Origin of the sequence: Streptomyces zhaozhouensis (assembly GCF_900230195.1) — a bacterium.
In the GTDB taxonomy this organism is placed as follows: domain Bacteria; phylum Actinomycetota; class Actinomycetes; order Streptomycetales; family Streptomycetaceae; genus Streptomyces; species Streptomyces zhaozhouensis.
On sequence record NZ_OCNE01000006.1, the window covers coordinates 13,307 to 30,802 of the forward strand.

Consider the following 17,496-nt stretch of genomic DNA (forward strand, 5'->3'; position numbering starts at 1 on the left):
GCCCGCCGCCCTCCCGCTCTGGTCGTCTGCGTGCTGCTGTCCCTGTGCGCGCTGGTGGTCGGCGCGGTGATCCACGACGAGACGGGCACCGGCGGGTTTCTGGTCGGGTTCGGCCTGGCGACGCTGCCGCTGCCGTTCGTGGTGCTGGCCGCGCGCTGGCTGCGCGCGGTCGCTCCGCTGAGCCCGGGGGCGTGGCTGTTCGCGTTCGGCTGGGGCGCCTGTGTGGCGACGCTGATCGCGTTGACGGCCAACGGGCTGCTCATCCAGTGGCTCTCGGGCGAGCCGGCGCGGTTGGCGCCCTCGCAGCCCGACACCCTCCAACTGACCGTGATCGCGCCGATGGTGGAGGAGGCGGCGAAGGCGGGGGCGCTGCTGGTGTTCTGGCTGCGCGGGACGCCGCGCGGCCACGGGGTGCTGGTCGGGCTGGCGGTGGCCGGCTGCGCGGCCGCCGGTTTCGCGTTCACCGAGAACATCCTCTATCTGGGCAACGCCTTCGCGCAGGACCAGCGGCTCGGCGTGTGGGGGCTCTGGGACTCGGCGACGGTGGTGACGTTCGTGGTGCGGATGGTGCTGGCGCCGTTCGCGCACCCGCTCTTCAGCGGGCTGGCCGGGCTCGGCTTCGGGCTCGCGGTGGTCCTGGGACCGCGGCTGGGCCGCTGGCGGCTGGCGTTGCCGCTGGTGGGGCTCGGCCTGGCGATGGCGCTGCACTCGCTGTGGAACGCGTCGACCTCGCTGAGCTTCTTCCGCTTCAGCGCGGTCTATCTGCTGCTGATGATCCCGGTGCTGGCCGCGCTCTGCTGGGTGGCACTGACCGTGCGGCGGCGTGAACTGCGCGCGCTGCGACGCGTGTTGAACCACTATGTGGCGGCCGGCTGGCTCGCGCCAGGCGAACCGTCGGCGCTCGGTTCGCCCGGTGGGCGGGCGAGGGCGCGCAGGGCCGCGCGCCGGGCGCGCGGTGCGGCCGGCGCGCGGGCGCTCGCCGACTACCAGCGCGCGGCCACGGAGTTGGCCGGGCTGCGCGGCGAGGCGACCCGGGGCCGGGTCCCGCGCGACTTCGCGACGCAGGAGCGCACCCTTCTCCACACCCTGTGGAAACACCGGGAGTTCGCGTCCCCCACCACCCTGGCCACGGCGCGCGAGAACGCCGGCGCGCAGCAGGCGCACCGGCGTTGAACGCGCGCCCCGCGCGAACCGGGGCGCGGGGCGGCGGGTCAGCGCAGGCTGGTGACCAGTCCCTCGCCCGAGGTGGCGCGGGTCCGCAGCCAGTGGTGCTCCTCCGGGCGCAACTGGCCGGGGAGCGCCAGGCCGACGACGTCGATCGTCGGATTGACGTCGAGGTGGTCCAGCAGCCGCAGCAAGGAGAAACCGGTGGTGGGGTCGGTGGCCCAACGGGGTTCGCCGAGCAGCGCGGGGTCACGCACCGGGTGGCTGAGCGAACGGTCGCCGAGGAAGCTCTGCGCGCCGGGCACCAGCCGCAGGCTGACCGCCTCGGCCCACTGCTCGGGGCGTTCGCCGAAGACCAGCCGCACCTCCGCGCGGCGTCGCCAGCCGGGGCCGACGCTGGCGTGGGAGACGGCGTGCAGGTCGGTGCGTTCGCCGGTGCCCGACGGGTGCGGCACGTGCGAGTCGAGCCGCATCACCAGGTCGTAGCCGTCGATCCGGGAGCCGAGCCCGCCGGCGGCGACGGCCTCGCCGCCGCCCACCACGCAGACGCTCCGCCCGGCCAGCCACGCGCGCAGGCCGTCGACCGTCATCGGCTCGGGGGCCAGCGCCAGCGGCGCCTGCGCCGAGGCATCCGGCTCGGCGAGGGCGCGGTGACGGCGGTAGGCGTCGCTGGCCTCGCCGAGGCGCCCGTCGGCGGAGAGCGCGCGCCCCCGCAGCAGCCAGGCGTCGCCCGAGCGGGTGCGCAGCGCGACCGCCGCGTCCGCGAGGCGGCGCGCCAGGCGCACCTGACCGGCGGGTATCGCGGCCTCCCCGGCGCGCAGCAGCGCCGCGAAGGATCGGTCGGGGCACGGCTCGACCTCGGCCCGTTCGCGCACCAGCTCCCCGATGGCGGCGACCAGCCGGCCGGTCTCCGGGGCTGCCTCGCCCAGGACCCCGCGGCTCAGAAATCCGGCGCACTCCCGGACGCAGCCGGCGAAGAGGTCCTCCGCCCGCGCCACGCTGCCCGGCCAGGCGCCCGTCCGGTGCGTGCCCTGCGACCTTCCGACGTCCCTTGACCTTCTGATGGCCTTCATGGTCGCGACCTTCCCGCCCGTTCCCCCCGCGCGCGTTGCTCCCGGGTGCCGGGAAGGTGAACGTTGGCGAAATCGCCTTCGGCGCTGGGCACCGGCCCCTCCGGCGCTGGGCGCCGAGCGCCTCCGGGGCGCTGTCCCGCGCGCCCCGGCGCCCGGCTCGGCCGCCCGGCACGGTGGCCGCACCCGTCAGAGAGGTGTTCCGCTCGCGCGGGTGAGGTGTTCGACCTCCGCCTCCGTGAGGGTCAGCTCGTTGACGGTCAGCAGCGGCTTCAGCTGCTCCAGCGTCCGCGCGCTGGCGATCGGCGCCACGACCGTCGGCCGCGCCAGCAGCCACGCCAGGGCGATGGTCGCCGGCGCGACGCCCCGCGCCGCCGCGATCTCGTCCAGGGCGGCGAGCACGCGCCGCCCGCGCTCCGTCTCCAGGTGCCGGGCCGCGCCACCGGCGCGTTCGCTGGCGACCTCGACCCCCGGCCGGTACTTGCCGGTGAGGAAGCCGGCGGCCAGCGACCAGTAGGGGAGCGCGGCGAGCCCCCACTCGGAGGCGATCCGCTGCCGCTCGCCCTCGTAGGTGTCGCGGGAGACCAGGTTGTAGTGCGGCTGGATGGCGACGTACCGGGCCTTGCCGGCGTCGCGGGAGAACTCCAGGGAGGCGGTGAGGCGTTCGGTCGAGATGTTGGAGACGGCGATCTCCCTGACCTTGCCGGCGGTCACCAGCTCGTCGAGGGCGGTGACGATCTCCTCGACGGGCACCGACTCGTCGTCGAAGTGCGTGTAGTACAGGTCGATGTGGTCGACGCCGAGGCGGGCGAGCGAGGCGTCGGCGGCACGGTGGATGTTCTCCCGGGAGAGCCCCTTGAAGTCGGGGTGCGCCCCGACCTTCGTCGCCACCCGCACGTCGTCCCGCCGGCCGCGGCGGGCCAGCCAGCGGCCGATGACGGTCTCCGATACGCCGCCGGGGTTGCCCGGCGCCCAGGAGCTGTAGCTGTCGGCGGTGTCCACGAGGTTGCCGCCGCCGTCCACGTAGGCGTCGAGAACCGTGAACGACTGGGCCTCGTCGGCCGTCCAGCCGAAGACGTTGCCCCCGAGGCAGAGCGGGGAGACCTGGAGCGCGCCCACGGCGCGTGTCGTAGCCGTCATGGCGTGAGCATCTCACGCACCGTCCGTGACACAAGAGGGACCGGCGGCCCTGGCGTCGGGGGGCGCCGCCAGAGCCGCCGGCCGTCAGTGGGGGCCCGTCAGACGGACAGGCCCTTGCCCCGGAGCCAGCTCAGCGGGTCGATCGCGTCGCCGCCCGAGGGACGCACCTCCATGTGGAGGTGGGGGCCCGAGGAGTTGCCCGTGGAGCCGACCCGGCCGATGACGTCACCGGTGGTGACCTCCGCGCCGGCCGAGACGCTCATCGAGGAGAGGTGGCAGTACCAGACCTCGTTGCCGTCCTCCTGCTCGACGATGATCCGGTAACCGTAGGAGCCGGCCCAGGCGGCCTCCTTGACCGTGCCGGTGTGCACGTTCTTCACCGGGGTGCCGGTGGAGGCGGCGAAGTCGGTGCCCGTGTGCGTCGACTGCCACATGGAGCCGCTCTCGCCGAAGCCGGAGGTGAGGCGGTAGCCGCTGACCGGCACGGAGTAGCTGGCGCGCAGCTCGGCCAGGCGCCGCTCCTCCTCCTGCCGCTGCCGCTCCTCCTCCTCGGCGCGCTGCCGCTCCTCCTCGGCGACCCGCTCGGCCTCGGCCTGCTCCGCGGCCCGCTCGGCGGCGGCGGTCCGCGCCTGGGTCACGGCCTCGGAGCGCGCCTGGGTCTCGGCGCTGGCCTCCTGCTGGTCGGCCTGCTGGAGGATGCGCGCCCGCAGCGCCTCGCCGGCGTCGGCACGCCCGGAGGCGACCTCGCTCTCGGTGAGGCCGGCCGTGGTGAAGACGGAGGTGGTCGCCGCGTCGTCGCCGGTGGAGACGAGCGCCCCCAGCAGCGGCAGTTCGGCGACGTGGTCGACGGCGCCGCCCATGCCGGGGACCGAGCCGGCGCCCTCCTCGTTGGCGGTGGCCATGCCACCCGCGCCGACGGCGGCGATGACGCCCACGCCGAGCACGGCCCTGCTGCGGGCGATGGTGCCGCCGCGCTGGCGGGCTACGCGGTGCCGGCCGCGGACCGGGCGGAGGGTCTCCTCGCCCGGGTTCCACTCGGGGCGGGGCTCGTCCTCGGTGACCCGGGGGCCGTAGTACGTGGGGTGGGTCCCGTAGGAGGCGGCATAGGTGCCGTATCCGTCCTCCGGGGGGGTGGTGCGCTCCCGTGGCGGGGCGTCCAGGGAGTCCACGGAGGCGTGCCGGTTCGACGCCACAGGGGCGTTCTCCTTTCCTTCCCTCTCACCTACCGGGTTAGCTGACGGGTTCGGAGCAGGAAGGTCTCCTACGAGCGGCTGGCGGTCTCCCCCCGGCCGTCCGATTCACCCCAAGTGGTGGTTCCCCGGTTCCTTCGGTGCGTTGGTGGCGCACGCGCCGGATTCGGCGATTGCGACGCGGCCCCGCCTCTGGCGGCGGGGGTGACTACCGCGCTGCGTTATCGAACGTTAATAGACGGGACCGCTGGATTCCAAGTGCTGCCGGGAAAAACCCACGGGCGGCGGCGGGACCATCGCCTACCAACTCCTGCAAAACGGGCAAAATTTCAAACCAGTGTGGGCGGAGTCGCATCCTGACGGTGCGTCAATTGTTATCGCAGGGGCACCCTCCTTGCACCCTCGGTGACACCCCTGGGGCGCGTGGGGCGGCCGGGACACCGTCCCGGCCCCGGTCAACTCGCGGCAGTCGAGGGTCCGTTGCCCTCCGGACGCCGGTCAACGTGCTCAAGCCGTGGACGTCCGGGGCGCGTTGGCGACCGAGGACTGGGCGGCCAGCAGCGCCAGGTCGTCCTTGAGACCGCCCCCGCTGTGCGCCGTCACGTCGTCGAGCAGCCAGTCCAGCAGCGCCCTGGGCGTCGGGAAGCGACGGTCCCCGAGGCGCGCCAGCGGGTCGTAGAAGACGCCTTCCGCGTCCCTGGCCTCGCTCAGTCCGTCCGTGTACAGCAGCAGATGCGCCCCGGGCGGGAAGTCCGCCGTGGTCGCCTGGTCGCGGTGCGCCTCCAACTCCCGCAGGCCCAGCGGCAGCGCCGTCTCGGCGGCGAGATAGCGCGCCTCGCCGCCGGGGCCGAGCAGCACCGGCGGGGGGTGCCCCCGGTTGATCAGGCGCAGCCGCAGCGGAGGGCCCTCGGTGAGCTCGACGAGAACGGCGGTGGTGAACCCCTCGTTGGACTCCAGGTCCGGGCGGTTGTGGCGCTCGCGGATCAGGGTGTCCTCCATCCGCGCCGCCACCTCGCCCAGCTCCACCTCGCTCTCGGCTGCCTCGCGGAACGCCCCCAGCAGCACCGCCACCACCTCCGTGGCGCCGAGCCCCTTCCCCCGCACGTCCCCGACCAGCATCCGCACACCGTGGGGGGTCTCCCGCAGGGAGTAGAGGTCGCCGCCGATCAGCGCGTTCCGCTGGGCGGCCCGGTAGCGCGCGGAGACCCGCAGGGGCCCGACGCGCTCGGGTGGTTCGGGCACCACCGCGCGCTGCACGGTCTCGGCGATCCGCCGCGCGGAGGCCACGCGCGCGTCCCTGCGGGCGAGCAGGCGGTTCAGAAAGAGAGCGAAGAGGCCCATCAGCGCCACGGTGCCGATCTTCACCGGCGCCTCGGGGCCGTTGGGAGTGATCCTCGCCACCTCGAAGACGACCAGCAGCGTCGCCAGCACCGAGTAGACCGCCGTCGCCCCGAACGACAGCACGGGTGCCGCCGCGATCGGCGCGGCGACATAGAAGGGGGTGAGGGTGACGTGCGGCGGCGTCACGAAGTCGAGCACTCCCCCGACCACCAGCAGCGCCCCGGGCACGACGGGATAGAGCCGCCACCACGCAGTACCGGGACCCTTGCTCCGCACTCTCCCACTGTGCGCACGGCGCGCACCCCCCGCGACCGCGCCCCGCGGCGCGGCCGGGCCCCAGCAGCCCGGCCGCGCCATGGCACGGCCCCTCTGCGGCCGCGCGGCACCGATGCGCTGATCAGGCGATGGCCGGCCGATCGCCGCGTATCCGCCGCCACACGCCCCGGGAGCGCCGAGCGGGCACCCCAGAACCCACCGTTGGCCACCTCCCGTACCGCCTCATCGGGCCCCCTGCTGTCCCCACGCGACGGCAGCGCCGCGCTGCCAGGGCCAGCATTTCCGGTCGTCCCCGGCGCGAAAACGCCGCGACACCGGCGCGCGGCATCGTCCGGAGTGGTGAACGAGCACGCACGCGCGCCGGTTCGCGGAGCGGGGCGCACGCTCCGGCGTGCGACACAAGCGCCGGCGCCGGCGGGCTACCAGCGGTGGTGCACCTGGTCGCGCAGCCGCTGGTCGTAGAGGTCCCGCACGGCCCGCAGCGTCGGCTCGTCAAGCGGCGGCAGCCCGGCCGCCGCCGCGTTGGCCGCCGCCTGCTCCGCCGACCTCGCGCCCGGGATCACCGTGGTCACCCCCGGCTGCTGAACGGCCCAGCGCAGCGCGCCCGCCGCCGGGTCCACCCCCTCGGGCAGCAGCCGCGCGAACTCCGCGGCGGCCTCGACGCCGGTCGCGAAGTCCACGCCGGAGAAGGTCTCGCCCTGGTCGAACGCCTCACCGCGCCGGTTGAACGTGCGGTGGTCGTTCTCCGCGAAGACCGTCGAGGCGGTGTACCGGCCGGAGAGCAGACCCGACGCCAGCGGCACCCGCACGATCACCGCGACCCCGGCGTCCGCGGCGGCCGGCAGCACCCGCTCCAGCGGCTTCCGGCGGAAGGGGTTGAGGATGATCTGGAGGCTGGCGACCCCGGGCCTGGCGATGGCCGCGAGCGCCTCGTCGCAGGTCTCGACGCTCACCCCGTACCCCGCGACCCGCTCCTCGGCGACCAGGGTGTCCAGCGCGTCGAAGACCGCGTCCGAGGCGATCACCGCGGCCGGCGGGCAGTGCAACTGCACCAGGTCCAGCCGGTCCACGCCGAGGTTCTCGCGCGAACGGTCGGTCCACGCGCGGAAGTTGTCCAGCGTGTAGTGCTCGGGCGACTGCTCGACCCGGCGCCCCATCTTGGTGGCCACCAGCACCTCGGCGTCCGGCCGTTCCCGCAGGTAGCGGCCGATCAGCCGTTCACTGCGGCCGTCGCCGTAGACGTCGGCGGTGTCGAAGAAGGTCACCCCCGCGTCGAGGGAGGCGTCAAGTACCGCGTGTGCGGCGTCCTCCGAGACCTCGCCCCAGTCGGCGCCCAACTGCCAGGTGCCGAGCCCGACGACGGAGGCCCGCCGTCCCAACCTCTCCCACACACGTCGCTCCATGCCCGGCATCCTCTCACCGCCCGTCGGGGGGCGACCGGGGCCGGTGCCAGGTTGCCGACTCGGCGTCGGGCCCGGGGGCCGGGTGCCGCTACCGAGGAGCCGTTCGCCGCCGAGGCCATCGACGCCTAGGGCACCGCCTGGCCGCGACGTCGGTCCGCGGCGCCGCCACCGGCGAGACCGCCGCCGAGATGGCCGTGCCGTTACGGCGTCCCTGACGCCCTCGGGCTGCGCGGCCGGATCGCGTCGGCGATCGCCGACGCCGACAACACCCGAGGGAACGGACCCCGTGACCCACCTACGTGGGCGGCCCGTGCGGCACGGTCACTCGCTTCCGTGACTCGCCGCACCAGGCGATCACTTCGGGCCCGAAAACGGCGACGACCCCCGGTCAGGAGCACTCTGACCAAGGGTCGTTCTTGTAGGCCGTGTGGGACTCGAACCCACAACCAATGGATTAAAAGTCCACTGCTCTGCCAATTGAGCTAACGGCCCGCACGGAGCAGCATAGCCCGCCCCGCACGCCCGGTTCGAGGGGAATCAGCCATGTCGGCACGCCATCCGGGGCCAACAGTGCCACTCCCCCGCCGACCTGCCCGTTCGCCCGGGAGCCCCGGGAAACGGGCCCGCCCCGCCGGTGAGACGGCGGGGCGGTGCGTCGGGTCAGTCGTTGCGCTTCCAGCGCGGCTTGTCGGCGCGACGGTCGAAGGAGCCGCCGGAGCGCTCACCCCGGTAGCCGCCACGGTCACCGCCGGAGCGCTGCCGGTCGTCGCGGCGGAACCCGCCGCCCCCCCGGTGCTCGTCCCTGCGGAAGCCACCCTCGCGACGGAAGCCGCCGCCCTCGCGGTCCCCGCCCCGGTAGCCGCCGCGGTCGCCGCCGCCCCGGTGCTCGTCACGGCGGAAACCGCCGCCGTCCTCGCGCCGCCCGTGCGAACGCCGGTCGTCCCGGAACCCGCCCCGGTCGCCACCGCGCGGCCGGTCGTCGCGGCGGAACCCGCCCCGGTCGCCGCCGCCGCGGTGCCCGTCGCGGCGGAACCCGCCGCGCTCACCTCGTTCACCGCGCTCGTTGCGCGCCGCCTCGGCGCGGGCCGCCTTCTCGGCACGCCTGGCCTCGCGGATCGCCTCCCGCTCGGCCTCGCGCTCCGCCTCGGCGAGGGCCTCGGCCCTGGCCTCGGCGGCCTGCGAGATCGCCTCCGCCGGGTCGTCGCCGCGCTCCCGCGCGGCACGCGCCGTCAGCCGCTCGGCCTCCTCGACCAGCTCGGCCGAACGGCCCCTGGCCTTCTCCAGCTCCCGCGCCAGCCTGGCGACCTCGCGCTCGGAGTGCGTCGCGGCGCCCATCGCCGCCTCGGCCTGCACCTCGGTCAGCGAACGCGCGCCGACGATGTCGGCCACGTCCTGCGAGAAGAGGTCACCGCGACCGATGGTGTGGCGCGCGGCGTCCACGCCCGCGTCCTCCATCAGCCGGAAGATGGTCCGCCGCTGGTGCGGCAGCGCGAGCGAGACCACGGTGCCGGAACGCCCCGCGCGGGCGGTGCGGCCCGAACGGTGCAGGTAGTCCTTGTGGTCACCGGCCGGGTCCACGTTGAGCACCACGTCGATGCCGTCGACGTGGATGCCGCGGGCCGCCACGTCGGTGGCCACCAGCACGCTGGCCCTGCCGTCCTTGAAGTCGGCCAGGGTCCGCGTCCGCGCGCCCTGGGTCATCCCGCCGTGCAGCGCGTCGGCGCGCACGCCGGCCTCGCGCAACTGGCCGGCGACCCGGTCGGCGCCCAGCTGGGTGCGGACGAAGACGATGGTCCTGCCCTCGCCGGCGGCGATCGCCGCCGTCAGCGGGGCCTTGTCGCGGGGCTTCACGATCAGCACGTGGTGGCTCATGGTGGTCACCGCGCCCTGGGCGGCGTCCACCTCGTGGCTCACCGGGTCGACCAGATAGCGCTTGACCAGGGTGTCGATCTCGTTCTCCAGGGTGGCGGAGAAGAGCATCCGCTGGCCGCCGGGCGGGACCAGGTCGAGCAGCTCGGTGACCTCGGGCAGAAAGCCCAGGTCGGCCATCTGGTCGGCCTCGTCGAGCACCGCGACCTGCACGTCGTCCAGCGAGCAGGCACGCCGGCCGATCACGTCGCGCAGCCGGCCCGGGGTGGCCACCAGGACGTCGACGCCGCGCTCCAGGGCGTAGATCTGGTTGCCCATGGAGGTGCCGCCGCAGACCACCTTCAGCCGCAGGCCCAGCACGTCGCCGTAGGGCTCCAGCGCGTCGGCCACCTGCATGGCCAGCTCGCGGGTGGGCGTGAGGATGACGGCGCGCGGCCGCTTGGGCTCGGTACGGCCGCCGGCCAGCCTGGCCAGCAGCGGCAGGCCAAAGCTCAGGGTCTTGCCGGAACCGGTGCGGCCCCGGCCGAGGATGTCGTGACCGGCCATCGCGTCGGGGATGGTGGCGGCCTGGATGGGGAACGGGGTGGTGACTCCGTTCTCCGCGAGTTTACGAACGACCTGCTGGGGAAGTCCCAGATCGGCGAACGTGACGGTGGGCTCGTCCAAGGGCAATACGGCCTCGGGCGTGGTGAGGGACATGCGAGGTGAGAACCTTCCGGAGGTCTGGGTAGTCGGCACGCGCCGCCTTAGCTCCGTAGGTGCTCTGGACCGCCTGCGATGCGATCAGCCACGGCGAGAGGAGGTACGCGCCACACGGCGCGCATCAAGGGGGCGCCGGGCAAGTGGGATCAAACGATCTACAAGCATACGCACGCCGTCGCCCCCGGCGCAAACGCGGCTCGACACCCCTCGTTCCGGGGCGAGTTGGATCCCTCGTTCCGGAGCGAGTTGGATCTCGCCACCCGCCCCCCGGCCGGGCTCAGCCGTAGCCCAGGCTGTGCAGCCGTTCGTCGTCGATGCCGAAGTGGTGCGCGATCTCGTGCACGACCGTCACCTCGACCTCGGCCACCACCAGCTCCCGGCCGCCGCCCTCGCGCGCGACCATCCGCAGCGTCGGCCCCATGTAGACGGAGATGCGGTCCGGCAGCACCCCCGCGTACCACTCGCCGCGCTCCGTGAGCGGGGTGCCCTCGTAGAGACCGAGCAGCTCCGGGTCCTCCGGCGGCGGCTCGTCCTCGACGAACACCGCCACGTTGTCCATCAGCCGGGTCAGCTCCGGCGGAATCCGGTCCAGCGCCTCGCTGACCAGCCCCTCGAACTCCTCACGCGTCATCTCCAGCACAACCCGATTCTCCCGCACCAGCCCGGTCGGGGGGAATGGCCGGCGACCGGTCAACCGTTTTGCCGATCACGCGCGCGATCGCCTATGCTGCTCGGGCCCACGCCGGTGTATTGGTGGGCTTGCGATCAGGCCCCTGTCGTCTAGCGGCCCAGGACGCCGCCCTTTCAAGGCGGTAGCGCGGGTTCGAATCCCGTCGGGGGTACGTCGTATCGCCTTCTTTCCCACGCGGTTTTCCCTCCGTTCTCGTCGAGGGTCCGCTACGCCGCGTGGTCCTCGTTCCCCCCGCCGCCCGAGCGGCCGGCGAACGGGCGCGCTCTCTCCCCGAACCCCCCTCCCAACTGCGGCTTTCCATCCCGCGCCGCCCCCGTGGTGACACGTCGCCACCCCGCCGGGAAAGCGGTGCGGAGGGCCCTCCGCACCGTGATACGCTGATCCAGCGATGCCGGCCGGTGGCACACGGTGAACACTTCTTCACCGTCCATCGACGGCGGACAGCCGGGTCCTGTGGAGCAGTTTGGAGTGCTCGCCACCCTGTCAAGGTGGAGGCCGCGGGTTCAAATCCCGTCAGGACCGCTCCGGCTGGGTAGCTCAGTTGGTACGAGCGTCCGCCTGAAAAGCGGAAGGTCGCCGGTTCGATCCCGGCCCCAGCCACATCCCTTCGTTTCACCCCGGACCCTGGCAGGCCAGCCCGCCAGGGTCCTTTCTCTGTCCGCGGTCTCTCTCCGCCCCGCAGCCGCCCCGCCCCGCGGCCGGTTCGACGTCCGGGTCACCGCCCTCCCGGGTGGCGGTGGCGGCCGGCCAGGAAGACCGTGAGGGAGAGCGCGGACCAGCCGGCCAGTACCAGATACGGCTGAAGATGCTGGTGGCCGGGGAAGTAGACGGCGGCGTGCTGGGCGTTGACCGAGGCACCGGGCGGCAGCCAGCGGCCGACCGTGCCGAAGAGCGACGGCAGCAGCGGCCAGGAGACCGCCCCGCCCGAGGAGGGGTTGCCGAGGAGCATCAGCAGCCCCCAGGTGGGGAGCAGCGCCCACCGCCGAAAGAGCGTGTCGAACATCGTGAAGACCATGCCGGCCGTGAACATCGTCCCCGCGAGGATCAGCCACGTCTGGGGGAACGGCAGCGGCACCGCGTCCAGGATCCAGTCGACCGCCGCCACCACGCACAGTCCGCCGAGCAGCGAGTAGCAGGCGATCACGCAGATCCGCTCCCAGGGCCGCAGACGCGCCGCGTGCACCCCCAGTTGGATCGCGCCGAGGAAGCCGCAGACGATCACGGCCAGATTCATGTAGAAGAGCGCGAGTCCGCGCGGGTCGCCCGGGTGCAGGGGCTTGATGTCGCGGACGGTGATCTCGCTGCCGACCGCGCGGGCCGCCTCGGGGGCCGCGCGTTCCAGGACCTCGGCGACCGAGGCGCCGGCCGCGCCGGCGAGGTCGAGCTCCAGCCGCCCGCCGTCCCGGAGCCGGACGACGGCGAAGGCCCGCTGGTCCTCGATCTCGTCCAGGGCCTGTGGATAGCCGGCGACGCGACGCCGTTCGATCGCGCTGTCCAGCCCTCGGTCCAGGGCGTCCAGGAAGGCGGCCACCCGTGAGGCGCCCCCGGCCGGCTCCTCGAGAACGGCGATCGGGACGGCGCGCGGCGTCGGATCGGCCATGGCGTAGCTGTAGGAGCCGGCGAAAATCCCCGCCGAGACCGCCAGGATCAACGAGATGACCACGGCGGGCAGCAGCGCCTCGCTGCCCGAGGACGGCCGGCGTTCGGCGGTTGGCTGCTGACTCCCCACGAGGGCACCCTAAGCACCCGAAAGCCGCGTAACGGGCAGAACGCGCGCGGTCCGATATGGGCTCGCCGCCCGGCGCGCGAAGGTGAGATTCTGGACTCCGTATGTCTACCGACACTCCTCCCCTCTCCCTCGCGGCCGTGGCCGACCGCCTGCCGACGCTCACCCTCGCCGACGAGCTCCGGCTCGGCCGGCGGCTCGAGGGTGCCAGGCGTATCAGGAAGCCGGCGGCCCGGCAGGCCGTGCTGGCCGAGATCGCCGAGGCCGTCGACACCGCCGAGCGGCGGGTCGAGCGGCGCAGGGCCGCCGTGCCGGCCATCGTCTATCCAGAGCAGCTGCCGGTCAGCCAGAAGAAGGACGAGATCCTGGCGGCCGTCCGCGACCACCAGGTGGTGATCGTCGCCGGCGAGACCGGCTCGGGCAAGACCACCCAGATCCCCAAGATCTGCCTGGAGCTGGGCCGCGGGGTGCGCGGCCTGATCGGCCACACCCAGCCCCGCCGGATCGCCGCGCGCACGGTGGCACAGCGGGTCGCCGAGGAGCTGGGCGGCTCGGTGGGCGAGGTGGTCGGCTTCAAGGTCCGCTTCACCGACCAGGGCAGCGACCGGACCCTGGTGAAGCTAATGACCGACGGCATCCTGCTCGCCGAGCTCCAGCAGGACCGCGAACTGCGGCAGTACGACACGATCATCATCGACGAGGCCCACGAGCGCAGCCTCAACATCGACTTCCTGCTGGGCTACCTCGCCCAGCTGCTGCCGCGCCGCCCCGACCTGAAGGTGATCATCACCTCGGCGACCATCGACCCGGAGCGCTTCGCCCGCCACTTCCGCGACGCCGAGGGCGAGGAGGCACCCATCGTCTCCGTCTCCGGGCGGACCTATCCGGTGGAGGTGCGCTACCGCCCGCTGCTGGAGGAGGGCGGGGACGGCGAGGAGGCCGAGGGCGAGGACCGGGACCAGGTCACCGCGATCTCGGACGCCGTGGACGAGCTGATGGCCGAGGGCCCCGGCGACATCCTGGTCTTCCTCTCCGGCGAGCGCGAGATCAGGGACACCGCCGACGCCCTGGAGAAACGCCGGCTGCCCGGCACCGAGATCCTCCCCCTGTACGCGCGCCTCTCCCACGGCGAGCAGCAGCGCGTCTTCCAGCGCCACGCCGGCCGGCGGATCGTGCTGGCGACCAACGTCGCCGAGACCTCGCTGACCGTTCCCGGCATCCGCTACGTGATCGACCCGGGCACCGCGCGCATCTCGCGCTACAGCCACCGCACCAAGGTGCAGCGGTTGCCGATCGAGCCGGTCTCCCAGGCCAGCGCCAACCAGCGCAAGGGCCGCTGCGGCCGGACCAGCGACGGCATCTGCGTCCGGCTCTACTCGGAGGAGGACTTCCTCTCCCGGCCGGAGTTCACCGACGCGGAGATCCTGCGCACCAACCTGGCCTCGGTGATCCTCCAGATGAACGCGGCGGGGCTCGGCGCGGTGGAGCGCTTCCCGTTCATCGACCCGCCGGACCACCGCAGCATCAAGGCCGGCGTCCAACTGCTGGAGGAGCTGGGCGCGCTGGCCGGCTCCCGGCTGACGGAGACCGGGCGCAGGCTCTCCCGGCTGCCGGTCGACCCGCGGCTGGCGCGGATGGTGCTGGAGGCGGAACGGAACGGCTGCGTCCGCGAGGTGATGGTCGTCGTCGCCGCGCTGTCCATCCAGGACCCGCGCGAGCGCCCGGCCGACAAGCAGCAGCAGGCGGACGCGCGGCACGCGCGGTTCCGGGAGGGCCCCGGCGAGGACTCGGACTTCATGGCGCTGCTCGCGCTCTGGGAGTACGTGCGGGAACGGCAGCGGGCGCTGTCGTCCTCGGCGTTCCGCCGGATGTGCCGCGACGAGTTCCTGAACTACCTGCGGATACGCGAGTGGCAGGACATCTTCGGCCAGTTGCGGCAGGTCGGCAGGACCATGGGCGTGGAGCCGGCCGGCGAGGACACTCCGGCGGCGGCGCCGCAGGTGGTCCACCAGTCGCTGCTGGCGGGGCTGTTGTCGCAGGTGGGGCTGAAGGACCCGGAGAAGCACGAGTATCTGGGCGCGCGCGGCGCGAAGTTCGCCGTCTTCCCGGGCTCCGCGCTCTTCCGCAAGCCTCCGCGCTGGGTGATGTCGGCGGAGCTGGTGGAGACGTCCCGGCTGTGGGCGCGGATCAACGCCAGGATCGAGCCGGAGTGGATCGAGCCGCTCGCGGGCCACCTGGTCAAGCGGACCTACAGCGAGCCGCACTGGGAGCAGAAGCAGGCGGCGGTGCTCGCCTACGAGCGGGTGACCCTCTACGGGGTGCCGATCGTCGCCCGCCGGAAGGTCAACTACGGGCGGATCGACGCGGAGGTCTCGCGCGAGCTGTTCCTGCGCCACGCGCTGGTGGAGGGCGACTGGCGGACCAACCACCAGTTCTTCCAGGACAACCGCCGGCTGCTGGCCGAGGTCGAGGAGCTGGAGCACCGGGCGCGCCGTCGGGACATCCTGGTGGACGACGAGACGCTCTTCGACTTCTACGACCAGCGGATCCCGGAGGACGTCGTCTCCGGGGCGCACTTCGACGCCTGGTGGAAGCGGAAGCGCCACGAGGACCCGGATCTGCTCAACTTCGAGAAGTCGATGCTCATCAACGAGCGGGCCGGGCAGATCACCGAGCGCGACTATCCCGACACCTGGCGCCAGGGCGGCCTGCGGCTCCGGGTGACGTACCAGTTCGAGCCGGGCGCGGACGCGGATGGGGTCACCGTCCATCTGCCCCTTCAGGTTCTGAACCAGGTGACGTCGGCCGGCTTCGACTGGCAGATCCCGGGGCTGCGCGAGCAGTTGGTGACCGAGCTGATCCGTTCGCTGCCCAAGCCGCTGCGGCGGAACTGCGTTCCGGCGCCGGACTTCGCGCGCCGTTTCCTCGCCGAGACGCCGGAGCCGACGGAGGCGCCGCTGCGGGTGGCACTGGCCGCGGGGTTGACGCGGCTGACGGGGACGCGGATCGCGCCCGAGGACTTCGACCAGGACAAGGTCCCGGCCCACCTGCGGGTCACCTTCCGGGTGGTGGACGAGCGGCACCGGAAGGTGACCGGGGGGCCCGCGCCGGAGGACAAGGATCTGGAGGCGCTCAAGCTGCGCTTCAAGCCCCGCGCGCAGGCCGCCCTGGACCGCGCCTTCGACGGGGGCGCCAAGAGCTCCAGAGCGGCGCGCGGGGGCGCGCGCGGGCGTGAGGAGGAGAGCGGGGGCGTTCCGGAGCAGCGCACGGGGCTCACCCGCTGGACGCTCGGCACGCTGCCGAAGGTCATGGAGACCCGGCGCGGCGGTCAACCTGTGAAGGCGTTCCCCGCGTTGGTCGACGAGGGCGGCTCGGTCGCGGTGCGGCTCTTCGACAACGAGGCGGCCCAGGCGGAGGCCATGGCGAGGGGCACCCGCCGCCTGGTGCTGCTCAACCTGCCGTCGGATCCGGGGAAGTTCGCCCAGCGGAAGCTCGACAACGCGGGCAAGCTGGCGCTGGCCAGCACCCCGCACGGTTCGGTGCCCGCGCTCTTCGACGACGTGGTGACGGCCGCGGCCGACCGGCTGGTCGCGGCGCACGGCGGTCCCGCGTGGGACGAGGCGGGCTTCACCCGGCTCTTCGACGCGGTGCGGGCCGACATCGTCGAGCTGACGCTGCGGCTGACGCGGCAGGTCAGGGAGGTGCTGGCGGCCTGGGGCACGTGCGAGCGCCGGCTGGCGACGGTCCGGGGCGCGACGCTGGGGCCGGCGCTGGCCGACGTGCGGGAGCAGCTGAACGGGCTGGTCCACGCGGGCTTCGTCACCGAGCACGGCGCGCGGCGGCTGCCCGACCTGCTGCGCTACCTCCAGGCGGTCGACCGCAGGCTCCAGCAGTTGCCGCACCAGGCGGAGCGCGACCTGGCCAGGACGGCCAAGGTCAGGGAGATGATGGACGAACACGCGTGGCTGCTGGAGCAGTTCCCCGCCGGCACCCCGGTGCCCGAACGGGCATCGGAGATCCGCTGGATGATCGAGGAGCTGCGGGTGAGCTACTTCGCCCACGCGCTGGGCACGGCCTACCCGGTCTCGGAGAAGCGGATTGTCAGGGCGGTCGACGCGCTGGCTCCCGCGAGGCCTTCCTGACCTGGGAGAAGTCCGCTTCTCCCGGGCGGCGGGAACCGATTGGCACGGGACCCGCCGACTGGGGTAGAGTCACCGACGCAGCTTGGTCCTGTGGAGCAGTTTGGAGTGCTCGCCACCCTGTCAAGGTGGAGGCCGCGGGTTCAAATCCCGTCAGGACCGCGTTAGTTCAATTCTTTACCGAAAGCCCGGCCCCTCCGAGAGGGTCCGGGCTTTCGCCGTGTCGGAGCGGGGAAGGATCAAGTCGGGCAGCAAGCGGGCGTACTACCCCGCGAGCGGGGCGCGAGGCAAGCGGAGACGCGTGTGACGGGAGTCACTCAACTTGATTGCGCGCTGGACTCGTTCGACCCCGTAGAGACACCCGCCAATTTAATATGTGCAATTGCACCGGGAGTTGGGGGAACCTCACGGACCCTCAGGAACCGCCCCCGGGGCACAAAAAGATCGCGTCGGACCCGGCGGAGTCCGACGCGATCGAAGCCAAGCGGACCGGAGTGGGGGCCCCGGAGCCTGGGGTGTGCGGTGTTGCTCAGGCCTCGCCACGTTGCTGCGGGATGCCCGCCAACAGTGCGCGCACCTCCGCTTCGCGATAGCGGCGGTGCCCACCAAGCGTGCGGATAGACGTAAGCTTGCCCGCCTTTGCCCAGCGTGTGACCGTTTTAGGGTCGACGCGGAACATCGTGGCAACCTCAGCCGGGGTCAGCAGCGGCTCGGCATCAGGGGTGCGAGCGGTCATGAGCGGCCTCCTCGGGAGAACCGAACCATCACGGTTCTTTCCTCTAAAT

At 73.2% G+C, this 17,496-nt stretch carries 11 protein-coding genes, 5 tRNA genes and 1 riboswitch; of the genes, 6 read left to right on the forward strand and 10 right to left on the reverse strand.

All coding sequences use genetic code 11. The features are described from left to right. The first annotated feature begins 30 nt into the window (after positions 1–30). Entirely contained in the window at positions 31–1,173 is a 1,143-nt protein-coding gene (locus CRP51_RS11055; protein WP_170970514.1) for a PrsW family intramembrane metalloprotease, read from the forward strand. 38 nt (positions 1,174–1,211) lie between these two features. On the opposite strand, the gene CRP51_RS11060 is transcribed toward CRP51_RS11055, so the two are convergent. The 8 genes from CRP51_RS11060 to CRP51_RS11095 all read right to left on the reverse strand — a co-directional run bounded on the left by CRP51_RS11060 (position 1,212) and on the right by CRP51_RS11095 (position 10,795). Then, entirely contained in the window at positions 1,212–2,237 is a 1,026-nt protein-coding gene (locus CRP51_RS11060; RefSeq protein WP_141514576.1) for a tetratricopeptide repeat protein, read from the reverse strand. Positions 2,238–2,423: 186 nt separating this feature from the next. Beyond that, positions 2,424–3,374 carry an aldo/keto reductase gene (locus CRP51_RS11065; protein ID WP_097230930.1) on the reverse strand — a complete coding sequence of 317 codons (951 nt, stop codon included), beginning with the start codon at positions 3,372–3,374 and terminating at the stop codon, positions 2,424–2,426. Between the two features lie 98 nt (positions 3,375–3,472). After that, positions 3,473–4,567: a M23 family metallopeptidase gene (locus tag CRP51_RS11070; RefSeq protein ID WP_097230931.1), complete on the reverse strand. Its 1,095-nt coding sequence runs from the start codon at positions 4,565–4,567 to the stop codon at positions 3,473–3,475. A gap of 11 nt (positions 4,568–4,578) precedes the next feature. Further along, positions 4,579–4,746: riboswitch (cyclic di-AMP (ydaO/yuaA leader) on the reverse strand. Between the two features lie 325 nt (positions 4,747–5,071). Beyond that, entirely contained in the window at positions 5,072–6,181 is a 1,110-nt protein-coding gene (locus tag CRP51_RS11075; RefSeq protein WP_170970515.1) for a PP2C family protein-serine/threonine phosphatase, read from the reverse strand. A 419-nt stretch (positions 6,182–6,600) separates the two neighbouring features. Beyond that, positions 6,601–7,593: an aldo/keto reductase gene (locus CRP51_RS11080; RefSeq protein ID WP_439333151.1), complete on the reverse strand. Its 993-nt coding sequence runs from the start codon at positions 7,591–7,593 to the stop codon at positions 6,601–6,603. A 410-nt stretch (positions 7,594–8,003) separates the two neighbouring features. After that, positions 8,004–8,076 (reverse strand) — tRNA-Lys (locus CRP51_RS11085). Between the two features lie 168 nt (positions 8,077–8,244). Continuing rightward, positions 8,245–10,152: a DEAD/DEAH box helicase gene (locus tag CRP51_RS11090; RefSeq protein WP_097230934.1), complete on the reverse strand. Its 1,908-nt coding sequence runs from the start codon at positions 10,150–10,152 to the stop codon at positions 8,245–8,247. Positions 10,153–10,432: 280 nt separating this feature from the next. After that, positions 10,433–10,795, reverse strand: a complete 363-nt coding sequence (locus tag CRP51_RS11095; protein ID WP_212615891.1) for a metallopeptidase family protein — start codon at positions 10,793–10,795, stop codon at positions 10,433–10,435. Between the two features lie 129 nt (positions 10,796–10,924). Between CRP51_RS11095 and CRP51_RS11100 the strand changes: the two genes are divergently transcribed. The 3 genes from CRP51_RS11100 to CRP51_RS11110 all read left to right on the forward strand — a co-directional run bounded on the left by CRP51_RS11100 (position 10,925) and on the right by CRP51_RS11110 (position 11,446). Next, positions 10,925–10,997 (forward strand) — tRNA-Glu (locus tag CRP51_RS11100). Positions 10,998–11,293: 296 nt separating this feature from the next. Continuing rightward, a tRNA-Asp gene (locus tag CRP51_RS11105) sits at positions 11,294–11,368 on the forward strand. A 4-nt stretch (positions 11,369–11,372) separates the two neighbouring features. Continuing rightward, positions 11,373–11,446: transfer RNA gene (locus tag CRP51_RS11110), tRNA-Phe, on the forward strand. Between the two features lie 115 nt (positions 11,447–11,561). Here CRP51_RS11110 and CRP51_RS11115 read toward each other — a convergent pair. Further along, the gene (locus CRP51_RS11115) at positions 11,562–12,575 is read right to left on the reverse strand and encodes an ABC-2 transporter permease (protein WP_097230935.1); all 1,014 of its coding nucleotides are present in this window, start codon (positions 12,573–12,575) and stop codon (positions 11,562–11,564) included. 101 nt (positions 12,576–12,676) lie between these two features. Between CRP51_RS11115 and hrpA the strand changes: the two genes are divergently transcribed. Together hrpA and CRP51_RS11125 are read left to right on the forward strand one after the other, a co-directional pair. Then, the gene (hrpA, locus tag CRP51_RS11120) at positions 12,677–16,714 is read left to right on the forward strand and encodes an ATP-dependent RNA helicase HrpA (RefSeq protein ID WP_097230936.1); all 4,038 of its coding nucleotides are present in this window, start codon (positions 12,677–12,679) and stop codon (positions 16,712–16,714) included. 84 nt (positions 16,715–16,798) lie between these two features. After that, positions 16,799–16,873, forward strand: a tRNA-Asp gene (locus CRP51_RS11125). A 367-nt stretch (positions 16,874–17,240) separates the two neighbouring features. Here the strand turns inward: CRP51_RS11125 and bldC are convergent. After that, the gene (gene bldC, locus CRP51_RS11130) at positions 17,241–17,447 is read right to left on the reverse strand and encodes a developmental transcriptional regulator BldC (protein ID WP_019431930.1); all 207 of its coding nucleotides are present in this window, start codon (positions 17,445–17,447) and stop codon (positions 17,241–17,243) included. Positions 17,448–17,496 lie beyond the last annotated feature (49 nt).

Coding starts and splice junctions, on each gene's coding strand:
- CRP51_RS11065 (WP_097230930.1), bottom strand. CDS start 3,374: ATGACGGCTACGACACGCGCCGTGGGCGCGCTCCAGGTCTCCCCGCTC.
- bldC (WP_019431930.1), bottom strand. CDS start 17,447: ATGACCGCTCGCACCCCTGATGCCGAGCCGCTGCTGACCCCGGCTGAG.
- hrpA (WP_097230936.1), top strand. CDS start 12,677: ATGTCTACCGACACTCCTCCCCTCTCCCTCGCGGCCGTGGCCGACCGC.
- CRP51_RS11080 (WP_439333151.1), bottom strand. CDS start 7,593: ATGCCGGGCATGGAGCGACGTGTGTGGGAGAGGTTGGGACGGCGGGCC.
- CRP51_RS11090 (WP_097230934.1), bottom strand. CDS start 10,152: ATGTCCCTCACCACGCCCGAGGCCGTATTGCCCTTGGACGAGCCCACC.
- CRP51_RS11060 (WP_141514576.1), bottom strand. CDS start 2,237: ATGAAGGCCATCAGAAGGTCAAGGGACGTCGGAAGGTCGCAGGGCACG.